This is a genomic window from Ancylomarina sp. YFZ004, from assembly GCF_054254355.1.
On sequence record NZ_JBTCHQ010000001.1, the window covers coordinates 1 to 26,268 of the forward strand.

Sequence of the window (26,268 nt, forward strand, 5' to 3'; positions counted from 1 at the left end):
CAGCGAGTGCCATTATCGAACCAATTACTTGTAACGGCTCGTATAAGAATAGTAGCCGATTTCGGAGCTCTTTCCTGTCAATTTACAAGAAAGTTAAAGCGGGCAACAACCTTTGAGTTTACTAATATCTCGGCTATTATTTTTATACATTGTTAGCTTTTCGGTTTTTATTTTGATGGCAACTTATGTTCTTTTAAAAATTCAGTTACAGCTTCAAAAAAACCATCATATTTTTCTTCATCAGAAATACGGTCACTAGGGTGATAGCTATTTATAAGCAATAAATCTTCGTCTTGATTATAATAACACCAGTTGTTTATCTTTTTAAAATCAAGATTAGGATAAACTATGTCTTTGGCAATATTAAAAACGGCACTATTTCCTCCACCTCCGCATACAACAATGTTTGGTTGTAAAATACCCAGAATTTGTTCTCTTAATAAATGTTTGTCTTGGTTTGCAAATTCCCATAATTCTCTATCAGTAACATAACTTCCTCCAGCTTTCTTTTTTATGTTGACAATTGCAAGAGGATACTTTTTGTTATATTGACCATTCGTTTTAGGGTATTCATTTTGTTTTATTTCATACAACCCATTTAACCACCAAAAAATAACCTTAAAAAATTTCCGTGTAATATTATGCCAAGGCCATTCTCTATAATCATCGTCTGGATTACCGTTAGTGTCTTTCATTAAAAAGACAATCTTTTGATTCATTGAATTCCATAGTTCTTCCTCATTGCCTTTCTTGCAATTGAATCCTTCGTTGTAAATTTCTCCATTATAACAGAGACCATCAAAACAAAGATTATCAGCCAATCCTAAATCCTTGTAATGAGTTATATACTTGTCGTATAAAACATCTTCTTTTTCGTGTATTTTAAGTGTCATAAGATTTTGGTTCGTGGGTCTATTTTTAACTGAAAGCTAACGGTCTTGCTAAGTTTCGTGGGCGATTTCAAAGAATAATCTTATCAAACCGCCAAGTAAGCAAGCCGATTAAATTTATATTTTTAAGCAAACCTATTTAATTGGCTTGCTGGTGTTTCTTAATTGAACTAAGGTTTCAAATTGAGCGTCAACGCCTATGAAATTTAGCTTTTGTTAGCAGCTTTTTTTAATTCTTTGTTAGAAAACGTCTTAATATTTCAAAATATCGAGTCACAAAATCCGAATTACGAGCCAAGCCTCAAAGAATTTAACTTAATAGAGATTAAACTTCTAGTTTCAGGAATTTTTTTTCGACTATAAATTTATTTTTTTTTCAGATAATAATAATTAATAATTCCACCAATTGTAGAACATACAGCCACTCCTAATCCAATTCCTGCTGCTATATTATCAATTCCGACACCAATTCCCGTTCCAACAATCATTCCTATTATAATACCCATTGTAAGGCCTTTGTTAGAAAAATTTGATTTCATGCTTTTTGCATCAGAATTTGTTGTTTTTTTATTCATATTTAGATATTTAAAATTCAATATTCGTTTGATTATAGTCTAGTTTTACGAGTCTAGATCTTCATGCATTTATGACATCGAAACTGCTTTCGTATAGTTTTCAATGAATTGATTTATACTCAATTTTATTACAAAATTACTTTTCCAAAATCGAGTGGAAAAGTTTCTCTAATAAGCAGTTTTCGATTCCTAATTGCTGCTAACGGTCTTGCTAAGTTGCGTGGGCGATTTAAAAGAATTTACTTTTCAAACCGCGCGGAAGCAAGCCGATTAAATTTGCTTATATTTTTGAACAATCCAATTAAATTGGCTTGCTGGTGTTTCTTAATTGAACTAAACTTTCAAGTTGCTTATCAGCGCCCATGAAATTTAGCTTTTGTTATGCCCTGGTGTTTATTCATATTCAATAGTCTCGTTTAAATATTCAATGTCCACAATATTTTCCTCAACCCAATTGACGAGTAGTTTCATTGCTTTATAATCTATTCCTAACAACTTTGCATCTTTATCTACTTTATCAAACATTATGCGACCGCCTATCAGTTCGCAATGTCCAAATTTCGTTTTTTCGCCAAAGTCTTCAGATTCTTTATAGATCATTTCATATTCTACACCAGAATTATCAATGTTTGGAACTTCACTTAAAGTAATTGTGTCAACTTTTGAACCATTGGGAGCTATGTTATATAATTCTGTTAACTTTTTGATATCATCTCTTGGAATTGACTTTTCTTCCTTTAATAAGTATTTATGAATTTCAAGATGTCTTTTGTATAGGTTCGTTTCTTGTAACCTTTTTAAAGAAACTTTTTTGGGTAATTTATGATGGTCATTACTACTTTCAATTTTTAAATTCTTCCATCCACTACCAAAATAAGAAATAACAGTCTTCTCAATATTCGCAGCCATTTCAATGAAATCGTTTCGTAAAATAATTCCTATCTGAAGGTAGTTTTCAGAAGGAGCCTTTTCAAGCCTTTTATCCAGATTTACAATATAGTCTTGAATAAAATATAATTCTCTCGTTACTTTTAATCCGAGCCAATGAGAATACTCATTTGTGTTTAAAAAGAAAGCGCTCCGCCATTCTTGAAAACTTTGCTTTGAACTAAAGATAATAGGATAAGTAATGTACACATTTTCAACATTGACTTTATCTATAGAGTGTGTGGCTCTCATTGTTTTAGCAAGAGTTAGGATTTTCTCATGCGCGGCAATTCGTTTCTCTATTAATTGGCTCGAAATTTTAAGTTTAGTTTCTCTTTTCTTAAGAACTAATGATGTAGTAAACGTTAAAATTGTTCCAATAAAAACACCAATTATTGTAAATATTGGAGTAAGTAGTCCTAATGTTTTTAATTCTTCTATCATTCAGTTAGTATCTTTATTTACACTTGGGCATAACGGTATTGCTAAGTTTCGTGGGCGATTTCAAAGAATTATCCTTTCAAACTGCCAAGTAAGCAAGCCGAATAAATTTATATTTTATGCAAACCCATTTATTTGGCTTGCTGGTGTTTGTTAATTGCACTAAACTTTCAAACAACACATCAGCGCCCATGAAATTTAGCTTTTGTTGTGCTTTCGTGCTTCATTATTTTTCTGTCCATGGCTTTTTAGTCCATGACTCGTAATAATTATCAACCTCTTTAATTCCTTGTGAATTAAAGAGGTTACCTTCTATTTTCCATTCAAACAATTTTAATGCAAATTCAATCTACTTGTTCCAATTTTCAACTCGCTTTAAATTTTTAGCAAACTTATCAAGTGTCATTTATAGTTATCATCTGATAGTTTTTTCAAAAGTCTGTATGCTACTAAATTCTGGCATTTTTATTTAGTCTGATTTTTCTCGTCGTATCGGTTTGAGTAAATCATACTCATTATTATTAAAATCATCGATATTATACCTAAATAACTTCCAGCATTTTCTGACCAACTTAAATCGGTGTATTCAACAACACCAAGTTGTCCTATTATGATAACAACAGCAAAAGTTATTAATCCAATCCTAAATTTTCTCATAGTTTAATTCTATTTATGGTTTTGTTTATGAATTTTTCTTGTTTAGAATTCACTCTAAATAATCAAGCATAATCATTATCTGACGTTTCCCTGCATGAAGCACAACAATTCGCTAAAGAGAGTGTGTTATATACAGACTATGTCTTTATTGCGAGTATTACGACAAATCTAATGAATCTATTGGACTAACGATGTTTTTTATGTTACTAATTGCAACCTCAGTATAAATCTCCGTTGTGCTTGTACTCGAGTGTCCTAACAGCACTTGTATATAACGCAAATCGGTACCATTTTCGAGCAAATGGGTGGCAAAACTGTGTCGTAACATATGTGGTGTAACTCTCTTTTTAATGCCAGCTTTATGTGCAGCTTCGGTCACAATTTTGGCAATGCTGGTCGGTGAATATTGCTGCCCCAATGGTCCTTCGAAAAGATATTTTTTGGGTTTATATTCTTCGAAATATTTTCGCAAATCGACCAAAACACTTTGGCTTAATAAGCTGTTGCGGTCTTTAAGCCCCTTGCCTTTTAATACATTTATCACCATGCGTTTACTATCTATATCCGCCATTTTTAAATTTAACACTTCGCCTCGTCTTAGCCCAGCCGAATACAGCAGGCTAATAATACATCTGTGTTTAATATTCTTAGTGCATTTAATCATTAAGCCAATTTCTTCTTTCGATAATACTTTGGGTAGGGCCTGACTTTTTCGAGGTCTTTCTATACTATAAAAACGATTGGGCATACCAAGTACAACTTCGAAATAAAATTTTATAGCATTGATACTCTGATTAATATAGGAATCTGATTTTTCATGACGAATCAGTAATTGTAAATATGCTTGAATGTTTTCTTCGTCAATATCAAGCAAGTCAACCTCTTTATAAGTGTTGATAAATGCTTCGAAACAGCTGATATACACCCTAGCTGTGTTCAGTGCATATTTTCTCAATTCCAATTTTAAAAGAAAATCTTCGGGGCATCGCCTATAAGTTTTTGGGGTTTCTCTCCTACGATATGATTCTATATCAAGTGCTGAATTCTCGGAATTTACATTCCTCTTTTTTTCTAAAAAATGTTCGCAATTGATCCAAGCGACACCTTTAAACGTATCGAAAATGATAGATAAATTCTCTTTTGTGTTGAGAATATAAACCATATTATATATATTGCTCCATCGCGGATTTGGAAGAGATTTTATGAGTGCTTGTATCACCTTGTCAGGATAAAATTGCAAGCCTATACATTTCGTATTATTGATTAATAAATGCTTTAGTGTAATGTATTTCTTAATCATGATAGTGAAATTATTTGTTCATCTCATTTTGCTAATATCTACTTTCGTATTTATATTATATAAATAAACATAAATATCTGACTTAAAGGTATAATATGCGTATATTATACGAATAATATATCTTTATGAGAAAAACTGTGCATTTGTCTTTAGTTTTTATCAATATTCATGGCAGTAACACGGTCAGAGCCGAACGCTTAGGCCTTATTGCATTGATAATGTAGTGACTATATCAATAATAAAGGAGAGTGTCAAACAGATAAAATTATGGATACAGATATAAAATGCCTCAGCTGCGGGGAAACTATCAGAGGTCGAAAAGGCAAAAAATTTTGTGATGTATATTGTAAATCATCATATCAGTATCAACAGAAAAAAGATATGGCTCCCGATTTTTATGCTAAAGTCGATAAGCAACTAAAAACCAATCGCAAGCTTTTAAGAGAGTACAATAAAGCTGGTAAATCGACAGTTCGGGCCGATATGTTATTAAATCAGGGCTTCAACCCTAAGTTTTTCACACATTATTGGAAAAATAAAAAAGGTGATGTTTATCTATTTGTTTACGAATTTGGATTTATAAAACGCCAGGAAAATGCACGCGATAAATTTGTATTAATCAAATGGCAGAGCTATATGGGCTAAAGCTTTTGTCACCACAAAGGTATTCACTGTGGACCCAAAGGGGAAATTTGTGTTAATCTACGGTTCATTCTTTTAATGGAGAAACCAACACTTCTACACAATCAATAAAACAAAAAGAGTGATATCTAATTAATAGATATCACTCTTTAAATCTAAAAGGCTAAGTAAATTAGTCTGCTGGATACATATCAAACCTCTGTCTGTCGAAATAGGACAGTCGATTATCATTCACATATTCTATAATGTCTCTCACTTTCCAACTGATTCTATCTGACCTGTATGCTACTGCAAAATAGGTCAAAAAACTCTCAGCGATATCCTCACGATCGGGATGCTCCTCAGCGTATTCCGAAATAAAAGCCTTATCTGCACACATGGCCTCTCTATATTCCGCATTATAATGATAAGGATCCAGACTCACATGGCAAGCTTCGTGAAAAATGCTTTCTTCAAGAATTCCTTCTTTATCGTACCAATAGGCTTGCTCGGTATGAATAAGAATATCACCATCTCCTCCACCAAATAACTGATCACCTTTATGAATGGTCACTGTTCTTATATCCCGACGCAAGCAATTAGGCATTTGACCAATAACAGTGGCATATCGAATAGCCTGGCTCATTGCCTCATCCATCGAACCAAATTCAGGATTCAATCGAAACTCACAGGATAAACCATCGTCGAAACTAACACTAAAAACATAAGCAAGTACTCTAATGTCATCATCGTATCTACGATCAAACAGATATCGATCAAAACGGCCTTCATACAAAATGCCATTAAAAGCACTGGCATCCTCGTACGTAATAATATCCGGTTCGATGAAAATGGTCCCCTCTCTAAATCCAGGTGCTTCCATTTCATTGTAGCAATTAAATTCATCCTCTTCCAGTTCACAACTCGAAAGAAAAAGACCACACATTAGAATAAAAATACTTATCAACTTAGGCTTAATCATATGCTATTTTTTAATATTTTAAATGATACCAATTCAACAGGGACCGTATCATCACTTGAGTTTCGAAATAAACAAATACTATGCCTAAAACTCATAATTCTGATCAGTACCCAGCATTTATATCAATACAAAAAAATAAGCTCCTAATAAATAAGAGCTTATGAAATTGAATCAAATTCAAAAAAAATCAGTTTTGATTAATAACAGGCACCAAAACCTCTTATCTTTTTTTGGAAAAGCCGAGAGGAAGTATTTAGTGTAAATACCTGTTGGTTCTTGTTTGATAAAACTCTAGCCGCAAAATTTTATCGAGGCGGTTGTGTGTTTCTTATTGAACTAAATAGCTACGCGTTATTTTTTCTAATATTTCTTTTTTTATTGGTTTCGAGATAAAATCGCTACAACCTGCTGCCATAGCTTCTTCCATGTCTTCCTCGGTAGTGAATGCAGTTTGGGCAATAATTGGTACAAACTGATTGAATTCCCTAATTTGTTTGGTGGCATCAATACCGTTCATAACAGGCATCTTAATATCCATAAGAATTAAATTGATGTTTTGATTGGTCTTATAGATATTAACCGCATCTTTTCCATTTTTTGCATGAATAATTGTTATTTTTTCATCAAAGCCAGTAAGTAGAATATCTAAATACATGAAGTTCACTTCTTCGTCTTCCACCACTAAAATTGTTTGTTGCTTTGCTTTGTTTGAATTTGGTATTTGAACATCACCATTATATTTATCAGTATATCTAGGGTTTACTGGCTTGAAAGGAATGCTAAGATAAAAGGTTGAACCTTTCCCTTTTTGGGATATTAAAGTAATTTTGCCCCCAATAAGTTCAGCATTTTCTCTCGCGATTGATAAGCCTAATCCTAATCCAGTTACATTATGAGAGATTTCTTTCCCCCCTCTTGAAAATCGTTCAAAAATCAATTCTTGGTTTTCCGGATAGATCCCAACACCAGTATCTTTCACATGAATTACGATGCTGTCATTTTCTAGCTTATATCCCAATTCAATAAACCCATCATTTGTAAATTTCAAGGCGTTTTCCAATAAATTGCTTAATATTTTATTTAGTTTGTGAGTATCGGTCAGTATCGTACTAGCTTTATCTGAAAGACTCTTTTTCAGATACAATGGTGTCTTATTTTCTTTTGCCTTTATATCGAATATAGAGAACAATTCTAATAGCAAATCATTTAAACATGTTTCTTCTATCTGAGATTTAACTTGTTTTGTTCCAAGCCTTGATATTTCAAGAATATCATCGATTATATGTAATAATTGATTTCCGCTATTTTGAATAATCTTGAGGTAATGTTGTCGCTTTGTCTCAGTAATATTTTTCTCATTTAGTAAATCTGAAAAACCAAGAATTCCATTCATTGGAGTCCTAATTTCATGGGACATGTTATTTATGAATTCTGATTTTAGTTGGTTGCTTTCTTCTGCTTTTTCTTTTGCAGTTTTAAGTTCTTGTTCTGTTTTTTTCTGATCTGTAATATCTCGAAATTCAACCACCCGTACATTCTTATCAAAGTATGGAATTTGGCGAGCTTCTAATCTAATAGGATATTCTTCTCCATTTTTACGCAAGCCTACACCTTCATATGGCTTTTCATAAGCATTTGAAATATTTCCCACAACTAATTCTCGCGAATGTTCTGCGATAAGCAACAATCCATTCATTCCAATTAATTCCTCAACGGAATACCCCGATATAGCTGCCAAACCTTGATTGCAATCTAAAATATAACCTTTATCATGAATGGCAATACCACCAAACGAAGCATTGTGGAGAACTTTAAATCTTTTTTCGCTTTTCTCTGCTTTTTCTATAGCAAATAATAATTCTTCATTCTGAGTTTGATATTCTTCGTTAAGAGCTATGTATTCTTCATTTTGTTGTTGAAGACTTATCTCAGCTGCTTTCTTATCGGTGATATCTTCAACACTTGACCAGATAAGGTCTTGATTATCTTTTTTTATAATTTTCCCATACAACCTTACGGGAATTAATTTTCCCGATTTGTGAATGTATTCTTTTTCGTACGGGCCATAGCCCCCTGTTTTATTTAACGAAGCCAATTGAACGTCTTCTAGTTTGGCATATTTTTCTGGGGTAATATCCCAATATGATAGTTTTAGTGCTTCTTCTGAAGGGTAGCCTATAATATTTGTGAAAGCTTCATTAACATCAACTAATTCACCGGTAAGTTTGGTTAGAGCTAAACCAATTGGAGACTCATCAAAAAGCATTTGAGTGAACTTTTCACTTTGTATGGCTTGTTCCTTAGATCGAACGATTTCCTTGTATTTTTCTTTTAATTCTTTCGATTGTTCTTCAATTAATGCTTTAGTTTTTTGCTTTGAGCTTATTTCTGCTGACAGCCATTTTTTTAAAAGAATAGTTAAAATTAAAATGGCTACTATCAAATTCAATAGCTTTGGATAAAATACAATCTTAGGTTGTGCCAAATAATTGAATGTCTCAATGGGAATTATTTCTGAAAGAGATGTATACCAAGCGCCAAAATAGACACTTTCAAAAAGTGTTCGAAAAGCATCTATCGACAAAACAACAAGAAGTAATTTCAATAATTTATCTGACTTTTTAAGAATTCTTATTTTCCTAACATAAAATACAAGAATATATGACCAGACTAATACTAAAATCCAATAAATAATTGGTGTCGTGTATTTGAAAAAAATGTCCATACTATTTATTTGCGATTAAAAATAATTGCGATACATATGGTATAATATACTCATTATTATGAAGATTGAGAATTTTGCAATAAGTAAAAGCAGTATAAATAGAGAATAAGAACTCAATTGTCTGATGGCTTAGGCACGGGTTAATAAAGATTTGGTATAGCTTAATCTAGTATTATTATCTGGTAGTTTAGAGTTTATAAAAACTTAAGGATTGGATTTACAACTTGAATTAAAGAATTTAATGAGAGCCAAAAGTCAACATTTCTCTGGTCGTGGCTCAAATTCATGCAATACACTTTAGTGTTCATGGGGCATCAATTCTACAGTCAAGCATATAGCAATCAAAAACGACTTTCATATAAAATGCCATTAAAAGCACTGACATCCTCGTCCGTGATTATATCCGGATCGATAAAAATAGTACCATCTCTAAATCCAAGTACTTCCATTTTTTCGTAACAATCAAATTCATCCTCATCGAGTTCACAAGCCGTGTGAAAAAGATCACACATTAGAATAAAAATACTTATCAACTTAGGTTTAATCATATGCTGTTTATTAAATTAATAAACGGGAATTTCATCAGTTGAGATATCTATTTATTTGAAGTGCGAAATAAAACGAATACGATGCCTCAAACTCATAATTTTGATCAATACCCTGCATTTATCCCAATAAAAAAAGCCCCTAATAAATAGGAGCTTATAAAATCGAATTCAGAAGAAACAGATTAGTTTCGATCAATAACAAAAACCAGAAATGCGATCACTTATAAATCACTTTGCGTACATCAATTAGAATTGATAGTAAAATCTATCTTATAAAACACATAACATTCACTATAAGCCTTCTATTAAATTACCTATTTGTATCAATCATATTCTGTAATAGAAATTTACAATTTCCACAATCGGTACCCGCTCCTGTTAGTTCTCCAATCTCATCTACTGTACATGCCCCACCATTAACTGCATCAACAACAGTTTCCATAGTGACCATTTTGCAGCTACAGGCTAATGCTAATATTTTTTTTATATCTCCAATACAATTCCCACATTCAGTACCAGCTCCTGTAATTTCTTGTATATCCTCTACAGTACGGGCACCACCAACCATTGCTCTCCTAATGTCACCGTAACTCACTTGTTTGCAGTGGCAAATAATTCGATTTACAGGTATAAGAAAAGCCGTTACATATAGATCGCCATCAGTTTTAAGGGTATGCATCGAACCAGCAGGAGCAACTAATACATCGCCTACGTTTAGCTCTACTTCTTTGCCATCTACTATGCCAAGTCCAGAACCCTTTATGCAGTAAAAAATTTCATCTTGAGTTCCGTGTTCATGATAAGGAACTTTTAGATCTGGATGAATATGATATACGTTTGTTTTGATTGCTTCTTTAATACTATTTGTATCCATTTTGTTATTGTTTTATATTTTGATTTGTTTATGTTCTAAATCTCTAATAGGCTACTCGTATTAGAGCTTCATCTTTTTTGATTCCCATTCGTAATTAACTTACTTTTGGTAAGTCAAAGGTAAATGGAGAGTAATAGACATACAAGAAGGTACCGCAAGGTGCTAGACTTACTTCGAAGTAACTAATAGTGATAATCAAGACGATATAATGGAAAATAATTTGGAAATATTTTCTCATTTTGAGGAATGCCCAGTAAGAAAAATATTAAATAGATTTGGCGATAAGTGGTCTACATTGGTTCTTATGGTTTTAGGTGAAGTAGACAATATGCGTTTTAATAAATTGCATAAAACAATTGGCGATATATCGCAAAAGATGCTAACAGTTACCCTGCGTACTCTTGAAGCTGATGGTTTGGTTAAACGTACAATCTTTCCTGAAATTCCACCTAGGGTTGAATATGAAATTACTGATAGAGGTCGATCTCTATTAATCCACATTAATAAGCTCGTATATTGGGCAGATGAGAATATGGAGGATATTCTAGAATCGAGGGAGAAGTTTAAAGCCTAATTATAAGCTAACTTTAGTTCGTATATACAATCTCAAAAGACATGCATATTAAACCCGACGGCATACAATTCAACCACTAAAATCTAGGCAGTATCAAACTGGCTATATCGGCTTCCTGTAGTGAAATGAACAATTTTAAAGGTGCCTAGTTCCACACCTCGGTTTTATATATGGTGCAAGATGGTCGTGTCGAAATTGAAGTGGGTAATGAAAAGCTTAATATTGGAGAAAGCCTTTATCTCAACAATCAGCATATTCCTAATGAAATTTGGTGGTTAGATTAAGTCGTAGGGGAAAATGAATTATACATCCGGGGTAAACAATATTAGTTTCCATTCACAGAACCTCCTCATCTCTGAACAACAGAATAAACTCATTACTAATCATTAAAGAACTACAACCAATCATTTAAGTCTTACATAAATAAACTTTGAATAGAAGGGAAACAATATTTTAATAAAAAAATGATATTTTAGTCCTATGAAAGGACTCTCTACTCTAAGATCAAACATACTCGAATTACTATATAAGGGTACATCAGAAATAATTTTATTAAATAAAATTATTGAAAATGCAGAGAAATATTCTCCTGAATCTATATGTTCTATTTTATATATTGATGAAGAAGGAAAACTCCTACTGCATGGCGCAGGCCCTAGTCTTCCTGATTTTTATAATAAAGCAATACATGGTTTTCCAATCGGTTTTGGGGAAGGATCATGTGGAACAGCAGCCTATACGGGTGAAAGAGTCATTGTAGAAGATATAAACACTCACCCATACTGGGAGGATATTAAAGAACTGGCAAAAAAAGCGAATTTAGCTTCTTGTTGGTCTGAACCCATAATAGATCCTTCAGGAAGAATACTCGGTACATTTGCCATTTATCACAAATCTATTAATTCACCCAATGCTTCAGATCTAGAGTTGATTTCCAACTTAGCTGATCTTACCGCAATTGTTCTAGATAGATATAGAATGATTACTCAGCTGGAAGAAAGTAAAAACAAATTCAAAACATTGGCAGATGCTAGTTATGAAGCTGTTTGTATCATCGATGGGGATAAAATAATAGAAGCCAATCAAAGAACTTCAAAGATGACTGGCTATTCAGATCTTGAGTTAAGTCAGATATCGATCTATGATTTTATTCCTAAAGAAAACTGGAGTAAACAGTTGGAAGGAGAAACCAAATATCACTTTGAGACTATTGGTGTAAAAAGAGATGGTGCCAAGATAAATATTATTGTAAATGTTAAGAATTCCATTTTTAATGGCAAAATAGTAACACTACTCTCTATTAATGATATTACTCGTTTAAAACAAACCGAAACAGAGCTGAGAATTCTATCTCAGTCTATCATTCAAAGTCCGGTTTCGGTTGTTGTGACAGATTACGATGGAAAAATCGAATTTGTAAACCCTAAATTTTTAAAGTTGACAGGCTATTCTTTACATGAAGTAAAGGGAGAAAATCCAAGAGTATTAAGTTCTGGAAACAATTCTAAGGATACTTACCAAAATTTATGGGAAACAGTTAAAGCAGGCAATGAATGGAGAGGTGAATTACAGAATAAGAAAAAAAATGGTGAATTATTTTGGGAATTTGCCAGTATTGCGGCCTTAAAAAATAGCCAAGGAGAGATTACTCACTTTATCGCTGTTAAAGAAGATATTACCGAACAAAAGCGTCAGCAAACGATTCAACAAATTATCCTCAACATATCTAACGCTGTTTTTACACACAACAGCTTGTTTGAGTTTATTGAATACATACGTCTCGAGTTAGGAAGGTTGATTAACACAACTAACTTTTTTGTAGCCCTATATGATGACCAAAATGAAACATTTCACTTACCCTATCATAAAGATGAATTAGATTCTATTGAATCATTTCCAAAAGAAGGTACTATTTCTAGTTGGGTCGTCGACAATAAAAAAGCGTTGTTAGCAAACGCACAAACCCTAAAGGAGATGGCTTCGAGAGGTGAAGTAAGATTACAAGGTATAGCTTCAAAAATTTGGCTCGGAATGCCTTTAAAAGGACACGATAAAATTATGGGTGTACTAGTCATTCAAAGTTACGAAGACGAACATGTGGTTACCGAAAAGGACAAAGAAGTCTTAGAGTTAGTTTCACATCAAATTAGTGTTTCTATCGAGAGAAAAAGAAACGAAGACGATTTACGTAAAGCCTTACATGATGCAACGGAGTCTGATCGATTAAAATCTGCATTTTTAGCTACTATGTCACATGAATTGCGTACGCCACTAAATGCTGTTCTTGGATTCTCAAACTTAGTAGACCTTGATACACCCATTGAAACTGCTGTTGATTTCTGTAAAACCATTAATCAGAGCGGTAATCAACTTCTAGGTATTGTAGAAGATCTATTTGATATTTCTTCAATCAAATCTGGTATTATAAAGATTGATTGTAACAATTACCCTCTTGCAACTATTCTATACGAAATTGAAGATCTAATCAAAGCTGAGCAATATGCATTAAACAAAAGCCATATTGAACTCAAACTGAATCTTTCTACTGACGCGTCAAAGTACATGATCAATACAGATCCTAAGCGCTTTAAACAGATATTTTTAAATCTCTTAAAAAATGCCTTGAAATTTACAGAAAAAGGCAAAGTTGAATTTGGTTTTCATAAAGATCAAAAGGAATCGACATCAGTCGTTCAGTTCTACGTAAAAGATACAGGCATTGGAATTTCTGATGAAATTCAGGAGAGTATCTTTGAAATGTTTAGACAGGCCAACGAGAGTAGCTCTAGAGAATATGATGGTATGGGCATTGGTTTATCTATTTCAAAAAAATTAGTAGAACTTCTTGGTGGTGAAATATCAGTGGAATCAAAACTGAACGAAGGTTCAACTTTTTATTTTACCCATCCAAACTTTCAAATAGAACAAAGTGCTTTAAACGACAATTAGGTCAATTAAGATCCTGTATTTTGGTTCTGAATAAAACCCTAGAAATCTATAGAGATAAAAGCCATTGCATAAGTTTGACTTAGACAATGGCTTTTGTTTATTTTAATACGGGTGACAAGCTACTCTCTCTGCAACATTTTCAATAATATTTCAGCTACAAGAGCCGATGATGCAGGATTTTGTCCAGTAATTAGATTGCCATCCTGAACAGCATAAGCCTCCCAGGTTTTACCTCGACTATACAATCCCCCATTCTCTTTTAGCATATCTTCCACCAAAAAAGGCACAACATTGGTCAACTGAACAGCTTCCTCCTCTTCGTTGGTAAAGCCAGTCACTTTTTTACCTTTAACAAGGAATTCTCCTTGAGCATTCTTCACATGGCGTAAAGCTGCAGGAGCATGACAAACAAAAGCTATTGGTTTATTGGCGGCATCAAAATCTTGAATCAATTTAGCTGAAGTGGCATCCTCAGCCAAATCCCAAAGCGGACCGTGCCCACCTGGATAAAAGACAGCATCGTAGTCTTCAAAATTAATATCAGCAAGCGCAACTGTTTCATTAATCATTTTCTGAACGGCCTCATCTTTATTAAAACGCTCGGTATCTTCCGTTGCATTCTGAGGCAGATTCGAAGTTGGATCGATTGGTGCTGCTCCACCCTTTGGTGTCGCTATAGTAATTTGTACACCTGCATCTACAAGTGTGTAATAAGGATTGGCAAATTCCTCAACCCAAAAGCCTGTTTTATGTCCCGTGTCCCCCATCTGAGAGTGAGAGGTCAGGACAAATAAGATATTTATAACGCCAGTTTTAATTAACATGGTATTTGTATTTAATGGTTAATAATAAATTATTAATAAGAAAGTTAAGCATTAATATGTCATCTCAACAATATTTGCCACATCTGTTGGACTTAAGCTACCTCGCTCACCAATGCCCATCCAGCCACGATCAGTAAATCGTTTTGAGATCTCTTCGGCTGTACCCGCATAGTCTTTGGTATATGCAGATAGCTTTGTTTGTATTCCCAAAGTCTGGAAGAAAGCTTCAGTAGCATCAATCCCAGCAAGTGCTTTCTCTTCAATATTACCTTCGGTGATATTAAAAATACGCTCGGCATATTGTGCCAACTTCTCTTTTTTACTTGCCATATTGTACTTATAATGGCTTGGCGCGATAACAGCTAGGGTACGAGCATGATCTATACCAAACAGAGCCGTCAATTCGTGTCCCATGGCGTGTACAGCCCAGTCAGAAGGTACACCCTGTGAAATCAACCCATTTAAGGCCATGGTACAGCTCCACATAAAGTTGGCTGCTGCCTTATAATCGCTTGGATCCTTCAGAATCTTTGGAGACACCTCAATCACGGTTTGCAGAATGCTCTCAGCAAATCGATCTTGCAATAAAGCATCCGTCGGATAAGTTAGGTATTGCTCCAATACATGAGTAAAGGCATCGGCCAAACCATTTGCAATTTGTCTCTCAGGAATCGATTTGATCACCTGAGGATCGAGAATGGAAAACTGAGGAAACAAAGCAGGTCCGCCCATGGCTAACTTTTCTTTTGTCTCTCTGCGAGTCACAACAGCTCCAGAGTTCATTTCCGACCCCGTTGCCGGTAAGGTCAACACAGAAGCGAAAGGCATAGCTTTCAATACAGGCTTTCTACTTGTTAGAATATCCCAAGCCGTTTCGCCTTCATAGAAAGCTGCAGCCGCTAAGAATTTAGTCCCATCGATAACCGATCCTCCTCCAACTGCTAAAAGGAAGGTAATCTCATTCGACTTGATGAAGTCCAATGCATTCATCAAGACAGAATATTCAGGGTTTGGAGGAATCCCGCCGAATTCCAATACGTCAAAATCAGCCAGTGCTGTTTTAACTTGATCGTAAATGCCATTATTTTTAATACTCCCTCCTCCATAAAGAATCAGGACCTTTTCCTTTGCAGGAATCTCTTTTGCCAGTTCAGCAATCTTGTTTTGACCAAAAATGATTTTGGTTGGATTTTTATATTCGAAATTATTCATTTTTTACAATTAATGATTGATAATAAGTGTTTAACAATTGGTAATTAATGATCTGAATTAAATTTTCACAATCATTTTCCCTTTATTTTTTCCTTCGAAAAGATCGATGAAAGCTTGAGGTGTATTCTCGAAACCTTCTACAATTGTTTCAGTAGAAATTAGCTTACCTTCCATTAACCATTGAGCCAATTGAGGAATTGCTTCAGCATATTTGTCTTGATAATTGAATACAATAAAGCCTTGCATCAATACTGAATTCTTGATTAAAATAGGCTGGACTCTAGGTCCCATTGGCATGGATGTCGCGTTATACAATGAAATAGCTCCACAAACTATAACCCTTGCAAACTTGTTCACATTCACCATCACACCATCAGAAACCTCGCCGCCCACATTATCGAAATAAACATCAACACCATTGGGACAAGCTTCTGCAATTGCCTGGCTCATATCTGTAGTTGTTTTGTAATTAATTGCTTCATCAAAACCATATTCCGACTTCAATAGCTCAACCTTTTCGTCAGTCCCCGCAATTCCAACCACACGACAGCCTAATAGTTTAGCAATTTGACCTACAACGCTACCAACTGCACCGGCAGCTCCCGAAACTACAACAGTCTCACCTGCTTTAGGTTTACCAATTTCTGTCAAACCTAAGTAAGCTGTCAAACCTGTCATACCTAGTACACCTAAATAAGCTGATAAAGGTCCCATATTGGGATCAAGCTTCATCAAGTCTTTACCATTGTGAGCCTGATATTCTTTCCATTCTAACATACCCGTAACAAATTCTCCTTTGCTGAAGCCCTCAAGTTCAGACTCAACAACCTCAGCCACCATACCTGAACTCATCGCTTGATTCAATTCAAAGGGCTCGATATATGACTTGCCCTCACTCATTCTTCCTCTCAAATAAGGATCAACTGAAAGATATGCAGCTTTTAAAAGCACTTCTCCCTCATTCGTTTGTGGCTGCTCCTCAGTCACCAGTTTGAAATCTGACAGTTGAGGTGTACCTACTGGTCTTTTATTTAATTGTATTGTTTTCATATATTTATTTTTAATTTATTCTTAGTATACGTTAGCATCTGGTAAATGTTCTTAAAACCTAAAACATTTCCTTATTCACTCTTCATCTTAATTATTAATGAACGTTCATTCATTTTTTTGGATAAAAAAAGGATAAAAGAACTGAATCCTTATGTCAAACTTCCCAGTTCTTCTATCTTATCCGACTCTATAATCCTTAAATTCGGTTTAGATTGTGCCAAACGATGCATCACTTTCGCAATGGTACCCGCTTCAATGGCTCTATATTTCTTATACTTTCCTATTAGAAATGCTTGAGCAATGCTCATTACAATAGCTCCGATAGCTTCCCCTATTCGTTGCTCTTCCCTAAATCCTTTAATTAGTGAAGGCCTTATAATATATGTATTGGGGATATCCTGCATTAAAACAGCCTGTTCCATTTCCCCTTTGGTTCGGTTATAAAAAACATGACTCTCAGCATTGGCACCTAATGCAGAAACAACCAGAAAGCTCTCAATCCCATTCCTCTTACATAATTTAGCAGCAGAGACAGGTATACCAAAATCAATCTGCTTGTATTTATCCCTATCCTTTGTTTTGCTGGCTGTTGTTCCTATACAACAAAACACCTCATCCCCCTTAAAATCAGATTCAAACTGTTCTAATTTTAAAAGATCACCAATGAATACTTCCAACTTTGGATGCGTTAAGCCTAAATCTCTACGAGAAAAGACTTTGACACACTCATAAGCTTCATCAGCTAACAATCGATTTAAAAGTAATTTACCTGTCAAACCTGTTGCTCCAAGAATTAATGCTGTTTTTTTCATGTCAACTCTATTAAATTCTAATACTATCCCAAGCCGCTTGAAAAGCAATTGTCTTAAGATCATCTTTTAATTCAAAATCTCCTCTTTGCTGCGATGTCATCAAAAACGCCAAAGGATATATGGTAAAAGCATAAAGAATGTAGGGGCAAATGTCTTTGATTATACCTTCGCTCTTTCCCCTCTCCCAAAGGTTTAATAAGGGCTCAATATTCTTTAAACCTTCTTGTCTACTTTTCTCATCAATCATGGGTGTGTTATCACACTGAGATAAGAAATTAGATTCTTCTGGCTGATTAATTTTATAGCTTGCCATATTATTCCAAATGATTTCAAAACCTTTTTTTACGGGTAATCCTTCGGTATAGTTCTGAAAAGAATGTTCACTAAAAGCCGCTTTCACTTCAAGGTAAAGCTGATTGATTAAGTCTTGCTTATTCTCAAAATAGATGTATATAGTCGCAGGTGACACTTTAGCCAACTTGGCAATCTTAGACATGGGTGCCGCATGAAAACCATTATTATTGACCAAACTAAGAGTCGCTTTTAGTAATGCCTTGCGTTTATCTGGACTTTTTACTCGTGTTGCCATAGTTTACTTACTTGAAGGTGATGTTACTTGCTTTATTTTCCAGGCTATTGCCAGAAATAAGAATTGAAATGGTAATCGAATCAATGCCGCTTTATGTGACCCGATTGCTGGTGTATCGGTGATGATATCCCAAACATGAACGGGTAAAAATAATAACAGCAGCATAAAGATACCTACAGCAGCTATTTTTGCATACTTCCTAAATAAAAGAAGCAAACCCAAAGCAATTTCAACAAAGCCCGACAAATAAATAATCGTCATTGGGAAAGGTAAAAAGTTGGGTACAAAGGGCAAATAAAAATCTGGTTTTAGAAAATGTTGCACCCCTCCCATTATCATGAAAAGTGCAAAGAGAATTCTAACTCCTACCCATATCTTACTTATTAGACTCATTATTTTGTTTTTAATTAATTCTTAAGATGCCATCAGTATTCAATCATTTTACTCATACTGATGATACAAATATAGATAAATTATTCACAAAGTGAATGAACGTTCATTTTTATTTTAAATAAAAACAGAATACGGCTTAAAATAGTGCATTCAATAAAATATAGTATTCTTTATTATACAGGAACAAAAAACCCACCAACATTGCTGTAAATGGGTTTACTCATTCTTTTGTGATGCAAGAATCAACTATGCTTCATACATGATTAGGAAAGCCTAATCGTATAGTTGCAATTATAATCAGATTCTCCTCTTTTTAACGGGAAAATAAAAATTTACATGAAGAATTCAGGTTCCTTGCGGGCTGAGCAGTTGCTTACAAGTAGGTTTGAGATATTGGTAATGACTGGGTGATCGAATATACGTGCATTTTGTGGGCAGGCTTTCACGCAGGCACAGCACCAAGTACAATCCGCCGCCTGTGTTTTAACGTCAAAATTTACCTCAATACAGCCTGTAGGGCATACACTAGAACAAATCCCACATAAATTGCAATTTTCAACAAGCGTAGTGGGACTAATTATAGGAAACTTTCCTAGTTTTTTATAAGGTATGTCACCAGGAACCTTTAAGTCTTGAATACCATCGACACTATTAATATTCTCAATCTTCTTTAATATTCCCCCGACAAATCGTTTAACATTTAATAAATCAGCTTCATCTGGACGATCTTTGGCAATTGCTTTATTATCGGTAGAATATGAATGCTCACCTATAAAAGCTGAAGCTCCCAGAGGTGTAAAACCTAAGTTTAACGCAAAATTCTTTAATTCGATAAGCGCATCTTCAAATGCTCTGTTTCCATACACCACCACAAGAATCACAGGTGCATTTTTAGCTTTGAATTTATTCAATCGATTAATGGCCTCGTATGGTAATCGTCCTCTATAAACTGGAATACCTATAATCGTTAACTCATTCTCAATGCATATATTTTCAGAATCTACAAAAGAAGCTGACGTCATATCAAACGTCTTAATTTGTTCTACACCCAATTCCTGCCCAATAGCGTTTACGATTTTTTTACTAGTTCCTGTTGGAGAAAAGTAAATCAAATTGACCCCTTTTATTTTCATTTTCAGTTCTATAATTTTATTTTTTCTAAAGATAATGACTTCTTCAATAATTCTTGAAAATGAATAAGAGTTCCAAAGCACAATAAGGGCCGAAACTAACGTCTCGGCCCACAAACTAAACTTGATCTGTAAAGAGATACTTAAATTCGTTCTCTTTTTTTAGCGTTTAGGGCGCAATTGGTAAATTATATATCTAAAGAATTTAATTCTATCTCACAATATCAATGGATGTTACATTTTTTCACTATTTTGACTCAATAATATATCAAGTACCCAAATAGACAAAGCAAACTCATGAGATATCTTCCAATAGTTATTCTAATCCTTTTGCTTAGCCAATTTAGCTATGGACAAGACAAAATTGATAGCCTAAAGCAGGATCTAAACAACTCTGAAGAAAAAGATAAAGCTTATATCTACTACTTATTAGCCAAAGAAGTTTTTTATAAAGATACCTATCAGCTCATTTCCTATTCAAAAAAAGCAGATTCTCTAGCCGAGAAACATCAAATTGACAGCATTAAAGTCAATGCTCTCAATCTTTTATCATATGCTTCCATACACACAGGAAAACTTGATGATGCCATTGCTTATAATAAGAATGCATTGGATATATCAGAATCGAAACATCTAAAGAAAGAAAAAATTTCATCTCAATTTTTCAAAGGTTATATTCTCTATGCTACTGGACAGTCTGACAGTTCAATAAATGTATTAAACGGTGCATATGAGGCGGCTTTAACTAGCAAAGAACTGAAAATTCAATTGCAATGCCTTAATACCATTGCTGCTAATTATCTAAATCAGGGTCAATATAAAGATGCACTTGATAAATTCACATCAGCTTACCAATTAGCTGATAGTCTAAAACTCTACGATAAACTCATTAATCTGTCATTGAATATTGGGACAACTTTTTTATACAACGAAGAGCTTGATAAAGCCATTGAATATTTTGAAAAGGTAATCGCTCAGTCAGACACTTCAAGTATTACAATTGCCTATGCATCAGCACTAAATAATATGGGATCTTGCTATAGTCGAATGGCAAAACATGAAAAAGCTCTTGAGTATTTTGAAAAAGCACTACCTGCTTATCTTAAAATTAATAACAAACTTCAACTTGCTCAAGTTTATACAAACTTAGGACAATCACATTTCTTTTTAAACAATAGCGAACTTGCATCAAAACATTTACAAAACGCCATCAGGCTAAACAGAAAAAACCAATCACAAAATCAACTGATTGTTAATTTAATACTCTTTGCAAGGCTAGATATCTCACAAAAAAAAATCAGCCAGGCAAAATTCCACTTGGATGAAGCCTTAGAACTCACAAATAAGTTCAATATAAACTATAACAAAACTGATTTATATCGAACTTATAGCTCTTATTATACAAAAACAAAACAATTCAGAGAAGCGCTTGAATACAAACAGAGAGAATTAAACATAAAAGATAGTATCTTCGATGTAACACGTCAACAACAGATATCAGAGTTAGAGACCAAATTTAAGACCAAACAAAAGTTAATTGAGAATGAGTCTCTCCGAAAAGATATTTCTCTTAATAAGCTACAAATAGAAAAACAAAATCAAAATAACAATTATCTAATCCTACTCTCATTCATCGTCATTGTATTAATTATAATCCTACTAAATAGAGCTAGAATCAAGAAAAAATCTCATTTGATTATACAGAATCAAAAGTCAGAACTGGAGATACTCAATAAAACAAAAGACAAATTCTTTTCAATTATTGCTCACGATCTTAGATCACCCTTTAATGCTTTAATTGGCTTAAGTAGTATATTACATTCATCGTATGATAATCTTAGCGATGAAGATCGAAAAGATTTCATCAATGATTTAAATACGGCTTCAGAAAATGCGTATGGCCTGCTTGATAATTTATTAACCTGGTCAAGGATTCAACAAGGGAGTATTATTATCCAGAAGAATGAAGAAAACATCTCAGAACTAATTCATGAATGTATTCTTCCGCATGAGGCAACAGCAAAACTCAAGAATATTTCTATTGAATATTCTGAAACAGAAGAACCAATTGTATCAATTGATAGATTTTCAATTAAAACAGTTATTCTAAACCTGATCAATAATGCGATTAAATTCACCCATGAAGGAGGTGTGATCATTTTATCAACAGAAAAAAGGGGTTCCAAAACGATAGTCTCTGTTTTAGATCATGGTATAGGAATGACTCAGGAACAAATTGACCACCTTTTCAAAATAGATCAAGGCTATTCAACTTTGGGTACTAATAATGAAAAAGGAACAGGCTTAGGTCTTATTTTATGTCAGGAATTTGTACAGAAAAATGACGGACAGATTTGGGTAGATAGTACTGAAAAAGTTGGATCTACTTTTAAATTCTCACTTGATACAGTCATTGTTTAATCCAAGATGATCATAATCTAGTCTTATAAAATAGGCCGAAACTTACGTCTCGGCCCACAAACTAAACTTGAAAAACTAAACTTGATCTAAAATTGATTATTTAGGTTCCTGACTAAAGTTTTTTAAAATTAAAAAACCTATCAAGCCAGAAAATACAGATGCAATCAGAACAGCAATCTTCGCCAGACTTAAAACAGCAGGATCATTAAATGCCAACTGAGACACAAAGAAAGACATGGTAAAACCGATTCCTCCAAGGAAACCAATTCCAATAATTTGTGCCCAACAGACATCAATAGGCTTTTGAGCAAAACCCAAACGCACGCCTGCTAGTGCAAAAAGATATATACCTAGGGGCTTTCCTAGAAAAAGACCCAATATAATTCCTAAGGATATGGGCTCGAATACCTGCCCCAGTAATTGATGGTCTATAATAATACCTGCATTGGCAAAAGCAAAAAGAGGCACAATAAGATAGGCTACCCATGGATGCAAAGCATGCTCTAATCGCTGCAATGGAGAAATAACTTCCTTACAATTTTCCTCAATCGTTTCGACTGATGACTGAGTGTGTTTATCCTTCTCTGCAATTGTTGATTCTGCAGGGATTTTTCCCATTTGAGTCAATAGCGATGTACCAGACTTAATGAATTCAAAAACCTCACGATTTGCACGGGCAGGAATAGTCAATGCTAAAAGAATACCTGCCAGTGTAGCATGTACGCCAGATTTTAACATGACATACCAAAGGAGCAGTCCTAAAAGTAAATAGACAGGTATACTTCTTACTTTCATAAGATTTAAACACCAAAGCAAAGCATAAATACCACCTCCATAAATCAGATACATCCAATCGATTTCTGAGGTATAAAAAAGAGCTATTACAATAACGGCACCGATATCATCCACAATGGCAATAGAAGTTAACAGAAGTTTTAACGAAACAGGTATCTTGTTTCCTAAAAGGATAAGTATTCCCAAAGCAAAGGCAATATCTGTCGCCATAGGCACTCCCCAACCATGTGTTCCTGCACCCGTTTGGTTAAAATACACATAGATTAAAGCTGGCACCAACATACCACCTATAGCAGCAAAGATAGGAAGGGTCGCATTTTTAAAAGATGACAAACCTCCCGTCAGCATTTCTCTTTTTATCTCTAGGCCAACAACAAAAAAGAAGATTGCCATTAAGCCATCATTAATCCAATGAATAAGAGTTTTACTCAGCTCCCAATCCCCGAAATTAAAGCCAAAGTATTTCTCCCAATGTGCTAGGAATTCCTCTCCCATTGTCGAATTTGCAATACCCAATGCCAATAAAGTAAATCCCATAAGAACAATCCCACCAAATGCTTCTAACCTTACAAATTCTACTAAGGGATCTTTTATGCGTTCTAGTAGTCGTTTTCTCTTTATAAATTGTATCATATTAATTCTTTTATTACATGTCAGTCTTATATACAGACCTGACATAGTAAAATAACCAAGTCAGGTCTTTGGAACGAAGGTCGATTCATTCCATTCTGTATGCTGCAAAAATAGTAGGCTCTACGAGTTTTAGAAAGGGGGAAATCCCTACTTCGAAAGGAATTTTCAAACTAAAAATCCAATTCGGATTAATCCCTTTTAGTTTTCTTTAAGCTTTAATTTAATGATAAATCTAGAAGTTTACAATTTGGTTCTTAAAAGCATAAATCACCAAGTTTACGGTATTGAAGGTGTTGGTTTTTTGAAAGAGGTTACTCTTATGCTTTTCAACGGTTTTAGGACTTAAAAAAGTTTTCTCAGCAATCTCCTTATTCCCGTATCCTTTACAAATAAGATCAATTATTTCCTTTTCTCTCACAGTAAATACAGGCAATGTGGCTTGCTCCTTTTTACGCTTCCTAAAACGATTTAACTTATCTGATAATAAACTAACGATCTCGTCGGAAAAATAATTCCCTCCATTATGCACTTTCATAATGGCCTTTTCGAACTCATCTAACTCCGAATTCTTTAGCATATAAGCCTCAACACCTGCCATCAGCATTTTTTCCAGATAATCCTCATCGAGAAAGGTTGTGAGGGCAATAATTTTGATATTCGGAAATTGCTCAACAGCTCGTCTACTAGCCTCAACCCCATCAACATGAGGCATATTAATATCCATAAAGACAATTTCAGGAACTTTAGTTTGCAGTTGATCAAGGAATTCTTGTCCATTCGAAGCCTCACCTATAATTTCAACATAAGGAAAACTCTGCAACAAAAGACGAAAACCATCTCTAAAAATCTTATGGTCGTCAACTAAAACTATCTTTATCTTTTCCATCTTACAGCTATTAATTCGTTCGCTTAATTAAACTCGATATTCATTACAAAGCCCTCTCCTGGCGATGTTTTCAGCTCACAATGTCCCCCTATGGATTCAACTCTCTCTACAATATTAGAAAGTCCCATCTTGTCATTTTCGTGCATGGCTAACTTACTCATATCAAATCCAACACCATTATCCTGATAAGAGAGAATGATACGTCCCTTTTGTCGAGACAAATGAATACTTGCTTTATCTGCCTTAGCATGCTTCAAACTATTATTCATTAATTCACCGGAAATTCGATATAGCATGACTTCAGTACTCTTGGTCATTTCCCCACTAAATTTACTGCTATCAAATTCAAGTTTCATCTCACCTATACTATTGATCTTGGTACACAAGCGTTCAAGAGATTCTACAATATTATAGCGATTCAAAATAGAAGGATTCAAATTATTGATAACCTCACCAACAGCTGCCAAAGCCTGATTGGATAGATTTGTGATATGTTTCAACTTTTCAGCAGCGGGCTTATTTTCCACAAGTTCTTTTTCTAGAATCTTACTATACATCCCCACACTCGATAAAATGGCACCCAAACCATCGTGTAAATCCATGGCAATTCTTCGTCTTTCTCTCTGTTCAACATCCATCGTATTTTTGAGAATTTGACGTTCTGCTTTTATAAGTGAATCCATTAATCGAGCGGTCAAAGTCAAACTCACAAGCAGAATAAAAAAGATAGCTACTAATAGAAAGAAAATCTCTTTTTTAAGTCTTGAATTACTTTCATTAATATAATCCTGAAGGGCTTTTTCGTATTCAGTAAATATTCGATTAAAGTTCAGATAGGATTGTAACATTGTACTATCCACAGTCTGTTTCTTAAGATAATTTCCAGATTTTATCAACTGATCCAAATGCGCAACAGAAGCTTTAGTTTCAAACAACTTCTGCTGAAATAGTTCAGTGCTTTCAGGAACTGCATTTTTAGTTTCAGTTAGAATTCCCTCTAATCGAATTAAATATAAGTCTGCCTCATTAAAACTCTTTGCGATTCCATCAAGAGACATGCTATCCCTTTGCATAAGGAAGTTGTCCATTTCAATTCGTCCATTAAAAACCTCTACCTCTACCTGTTCAGAGTATTCAACTAACTTAATATGTCTCGCATCAATTATTGAGCTGGTTCGAAATGTGTAGATAATTCCACCAAAAGCAAAAATACTGAATAGGAGCAATACTGAAATAACTTTTTGCTTTATACGAAAACTCTTTTTTGTAAGCATAATTAAAGGATCTTAAATCTGTTTTATCACACAGGACCAAACAAAATTACAATTAATAACGAGCTCTAAACATATTTAAATACTTTTTCAAGTCAAAAAGGGAAAGCTTCCTACCACAAACCAAGGAAACTTCCCCAAACACTTACTACAGCGACTTGCCCCTAAGCATCAGCGAGTGTCGTATAC

The 26,268-nt window shown here is 34.2% G+C and carries 23 protein-coding genes; 4 read left to right on the forward strand and 19 right to left on the reverse strand.

Features of this window, described 5'->3' with window-relative positions; genetic code table 11:
* Positions 1 to 167: 167 nt before the first annotated feature.
* The 5 genes from ACXR6G_RS00005 to xerA form a co-directional block, all read right to left on the reverse strand.
* On the reverse strand, positions 168 to 893 hold the full coding sequence (locus ACXR6G_RS00005) for a hypothetical protein (RefSeq protein WP_458359336.1): 726 nt from the start codon (positions 891 to 893) through the stop codon (positions 168 to 170).
* A 362-nt stretch (positions 894 to 1,255) separates the two neighbouring features.
* On the reverse strand, positions 1,256 to 1,465 hold the full coding sequence (locus ACXR6G_RS00010; protein ID WP_458359337.1) for a hypothetical protein: 210 nt from the start codon (positions 1,463 to 1,465) through the stop codon (positions 1,256 to 1,258).
* Positions 1,466 to 1,858: 393 nt separating this feature from the next.
* On the reverse strand, positions 1,859 to 2,836 hold the full coding sequence (locus ACXR6G_RS00015) for a hypothetical protein (RefSeq protein WP_458359338.1): 978 nt from the start codon (positions 2,834 to 2,836) through the stop codon (positions 1,859 to 1,861).
* A gap of 462 nt (positions 2,837 to 3,298) precedes the next feature.
* Positions 3,299 to 3,490 carry a hypothetical protein gene (locus ACXR6G_RS00020; RefSeq protein WP_458359339.1) on the reverse strand — a complete coding sequence of 64 codons (192 nt, stop codon included), beginning with the start codon at positions 3,488 to 3,490 and terminating at the stop codon, positions 3,299 to 3,301.
* A gap of 157 nt (positions 3,491 to 3,647) precedes the next feature.
* On the reverse strand, positions 3,648 to 4,790 hold the full coding sequence (gene xerA / locus ACXR6G_RS00025; RefSeq protein ID WP_458359340.1) for a site-specific tyrosine recombinase/integron integrase: 1,143 nt from the start codon (positions 4,788 to 4,790) through the stop codon (positions 3,648 to 3,650).
* 267 nt (positions 4,791 to 5,057) lie between these two features.
* Between xerA and ACXR6G_RS00030 the strand changes: the two genes are divergently transcribed.
* Positions 5,058 to 5,435 (forward strand): hypothetical protein, encoded by a 378-nt coding sequence (locus tag ACXR6G_RS00030; protein ID WP_458359341.1) that lies wholly within the window; start codon positions 5,058 to 5,060, stop codon positions 5,433 to 5,435.
* A gap of 169 nt (positions 5,436 to 5,604) precedes the next feature.
* Here the strand turns inward: ACXR6G_RS00030 and ACXR6G_RS00035 are convergent, their stop codons facing one another.
* From ACXR6G_RS00035 to ACXR6G_RS00050, 4 genes are all read right to left on the reverse strand, one after another.
* Positions 5,605 to 6,393, reverse strand: a complete 789-nt coding sequence (locus tag ACXR6G_RS00035) for a hypothetical protein (RefSeq protein ID WP_458359342.1) — start codon at positions 6,391 to 6,393, stop codon at positions 5,605 to 5,607.
* A 328-nt stretch (positions 6,394 to 6,721) separates the two neighbouring features.
* Positions 6,722 to 8,998, reverse strand: a complete 2,277-nt coding sequence (locus ACXR6G_RS00040; protein WP_458359343.1) for a PAS domain-containing hybrid sensor histidine kinase/response regulator — start codon at positions 8,996 to 8,998, stop codon at positions 6,722 to 6,724.
* Positions 8,999 to 9,459: 461 nt separating this feature from the next.
* On the reverse strand, positions 9,460 to 9,666 hold the full coding sequence (locus tag ACXR6G_RS00045) for a hypothetical protein (protein ID WP_458359344.1): 207 nt from the start codon (positions 9,664 to 9,666) through the stop codon (positions 9,460 to 9,462).
* Positions 9,667 to 9,976: 310 nt separating this feature from the next.
* On the reverse strand, positions 9,977 to 10,540 hold the full coding sequence (locus ACXR6G_RS00050; protein WP_458359345.1) for a (2Fe-2S)-binding protein: 564 nt from the start codon (positions 10,538 to 10,540) through the stop codon (positions 9,977 to 9,979).
* Between the two features lie 208 nt (positions 10,541 to 10,748).
* Between ACXR6G_RS00050 and ACXR6G_RS00055 the strand changes: the two genes are divergently transcribed.
* A complete protein-coding gene (locus ACXR6G_RS00055) occupies positions 10,749 to 11,114 on the forward strand; it encodes a winged helix-turn-helix transcriptional regulator (protein ID WP_458359346.1) in 366 nt (121 codons plus the stop codon).
* 480 nt (positions 11,115 to 11,594) lie between these two features.
* Positions 11,595 to 14,063: a GAF domain-containing protein gene (locus ACXR6G_RS00060; protein ID WP_458359347.1), complete on the forward strand. Its 2,469-nt coding sequence runs from the start codon at positions 11,595 to 11,597 to the stop codon at positions 14,061 to 14,063.
* Positions 14,064 to 14,182: 119 nt separating this feature from the next.
* On the opposite strand, the gene ACXR6G_RS00065 is transcribed toward ACXR6G_RS00060, so the two are convergent.
* From ACXR6G_RS00065 to ACXR6G_RS00095, 7 genes are all read right to left on the reverse strand, one after another.
* Positions 14,183 to 14,887, reverse strand: a complete 705-nt coding sequence (locus ACXR6G_RS00065; protein WP_458359348.1) for a type 1 glutamine amidotransferase domain-containing protein — start codon at positions 14,885 to 14,887, stop codon at positions 14,183 to 14,185.
* A gap of 51 nt (positions 14,888 to 14,938) precedes the next feature.
* Positions 14,939 to 16,099, reverse strand: a complete 1,161-nt coding sequence (locus ACXR6G_RS00070; RefSeq protein ID WP_458359349.1) for an iron-containing alcohol dehydrogenase — start codon at positions 16,097 to 16,099, stop codon at positions 14,939 to 14,941.
* Positions 16,100 to 16,156: 57 nt separating this feature from the next.
* A complete protein-coding gene (locus ACXR6G_RS00075; RefSeq protein ID WP_458359350.1) occupies positions 16,157 to 17,149 on the reverse strand; it encodes an NADP-dependent oxidoreductase in 993 nt (330 codons plus the stop codon).
* 149 nt (positions 17,150 to 17,298) lie between these two features.
* Positions 17,299 to 17,961 carry an NAD(P)H-binding protein gene (locus ACXR6G_RS00080; RefSeq protein WP_458359351.1) on the reverse strand — a complete coding sequence of 221 codons (663 nt, stop codon included), beginning with the start codon at positions 17,959 to 17,961 and terminating at the stop codon, positions 17,299 to 17,301.
* Positions 17,962 to 17,971: 10 nt separating this feature from the next.
* On the reverse strand, positions 17,972 to 18,550 hold the full coding sequence (locus ACXR6G_RS00085; protein ID WP_458359352.1) for a TetR/AcrR family transcriptional regulator: 579 nt from the start codon (positions 18,548 to 18,550) through the stop codon (positions 17,972 to 17,974).
* Between the two features lie 3 nt (positions 18,551 to 18,553).
* Complete coding sequence (locus ACXR6G_RS00090; protein ID WP_458359353.1) at positions 18,554 to 18,943, reverse strand: DoxX family protein; 390 nt, start codon at positions 18,941 to 18,943, stop codon at positions 18,554 to 18,556.
* Positions 18,944 to 19,275: 332 nt separating this feature from the next.
* Positions 19,276 to 20,076, reverse strand: coding sequence for a 4Fe-4S binding protein (locus tag ACXR6G_RS00095; protein ID WP_458359354.1), 801 nt, complete (start codon positions 20,074 to 20,076; stop codon positions 19,276 to 19,278).
* A gap of 294 nt (positions 20,077 to 20,370) precedes the next feature.
* Here ACXR6G_RS00095 and ACXR6G_RS00100 point away from each other — a divergent pair, with 294 nt between their 5' ends.
* The gene (locus ACXR6G_RS00100; protein ID WP_458359355.1) at positions 20,371 to 22,494 is read left to right on the forward strand and encodes a tetratricopeptide repeat-containing sensor histidine kinase; all 2,124 of its coding nucleotides are present in this window, start codon (positions 20,371 to 20,373) and stop codon (positions 22,492 to 22,494) included.
* Positions 22,495 to 22,590: 96 nt separating this feature from the next.
* Here ACXR6G_RS00100 and nhaA read toward each other — a convergent pair whose 3' ends face one another.
* The 3 genes from nhaA to ACXR6G_RS00115 form a co-directional block, all read right to left on the reverse strand.
* Positions 22,591 to 23,922: a Na+/H+ antiporter NhaA gene (gene nhaA, locus ACXR6G_RS00105; protein ID WP_458359356.1), complete on the reverse strand. Its 1,332-nt coding sequence runs from the start codon at positions 23,920 to 23,922 to the stop codon at positions 22,591 to 22,593.
* A 232-nt stretch (positions 23,923 to 24,154) separates the two neighbouring features.
* Positions 24,155 to 24,808, reverse strand: a complete 654-nt coding sequence (locus tag ACXR6G_RS00110; protein ID WP_458359357.1) for a response regulator transcription factor — start codon at positions 24,806 to 24,808, stop codon at positions 24,155 to 24,157.
* A gap of 23 nt (positions 24,809 to 24,831) precedes the next feature.
* Positions 24,832 to 26,082 carry a sensor histidine kinase gene (locus ACXR6G_RS00115; protein ID WP_458359358.1) on the reverse strand — a complete coding sequence of 417 codons (1,251 nt, stop codon included), beginning with the start codon at positions 26,080 to 26,082 and terminating at the stop codon, positions 24,832 to 24,834.
* Between the last annotated feature and the right edge of the window lie 186 nt (positions 26,083 to 26,268).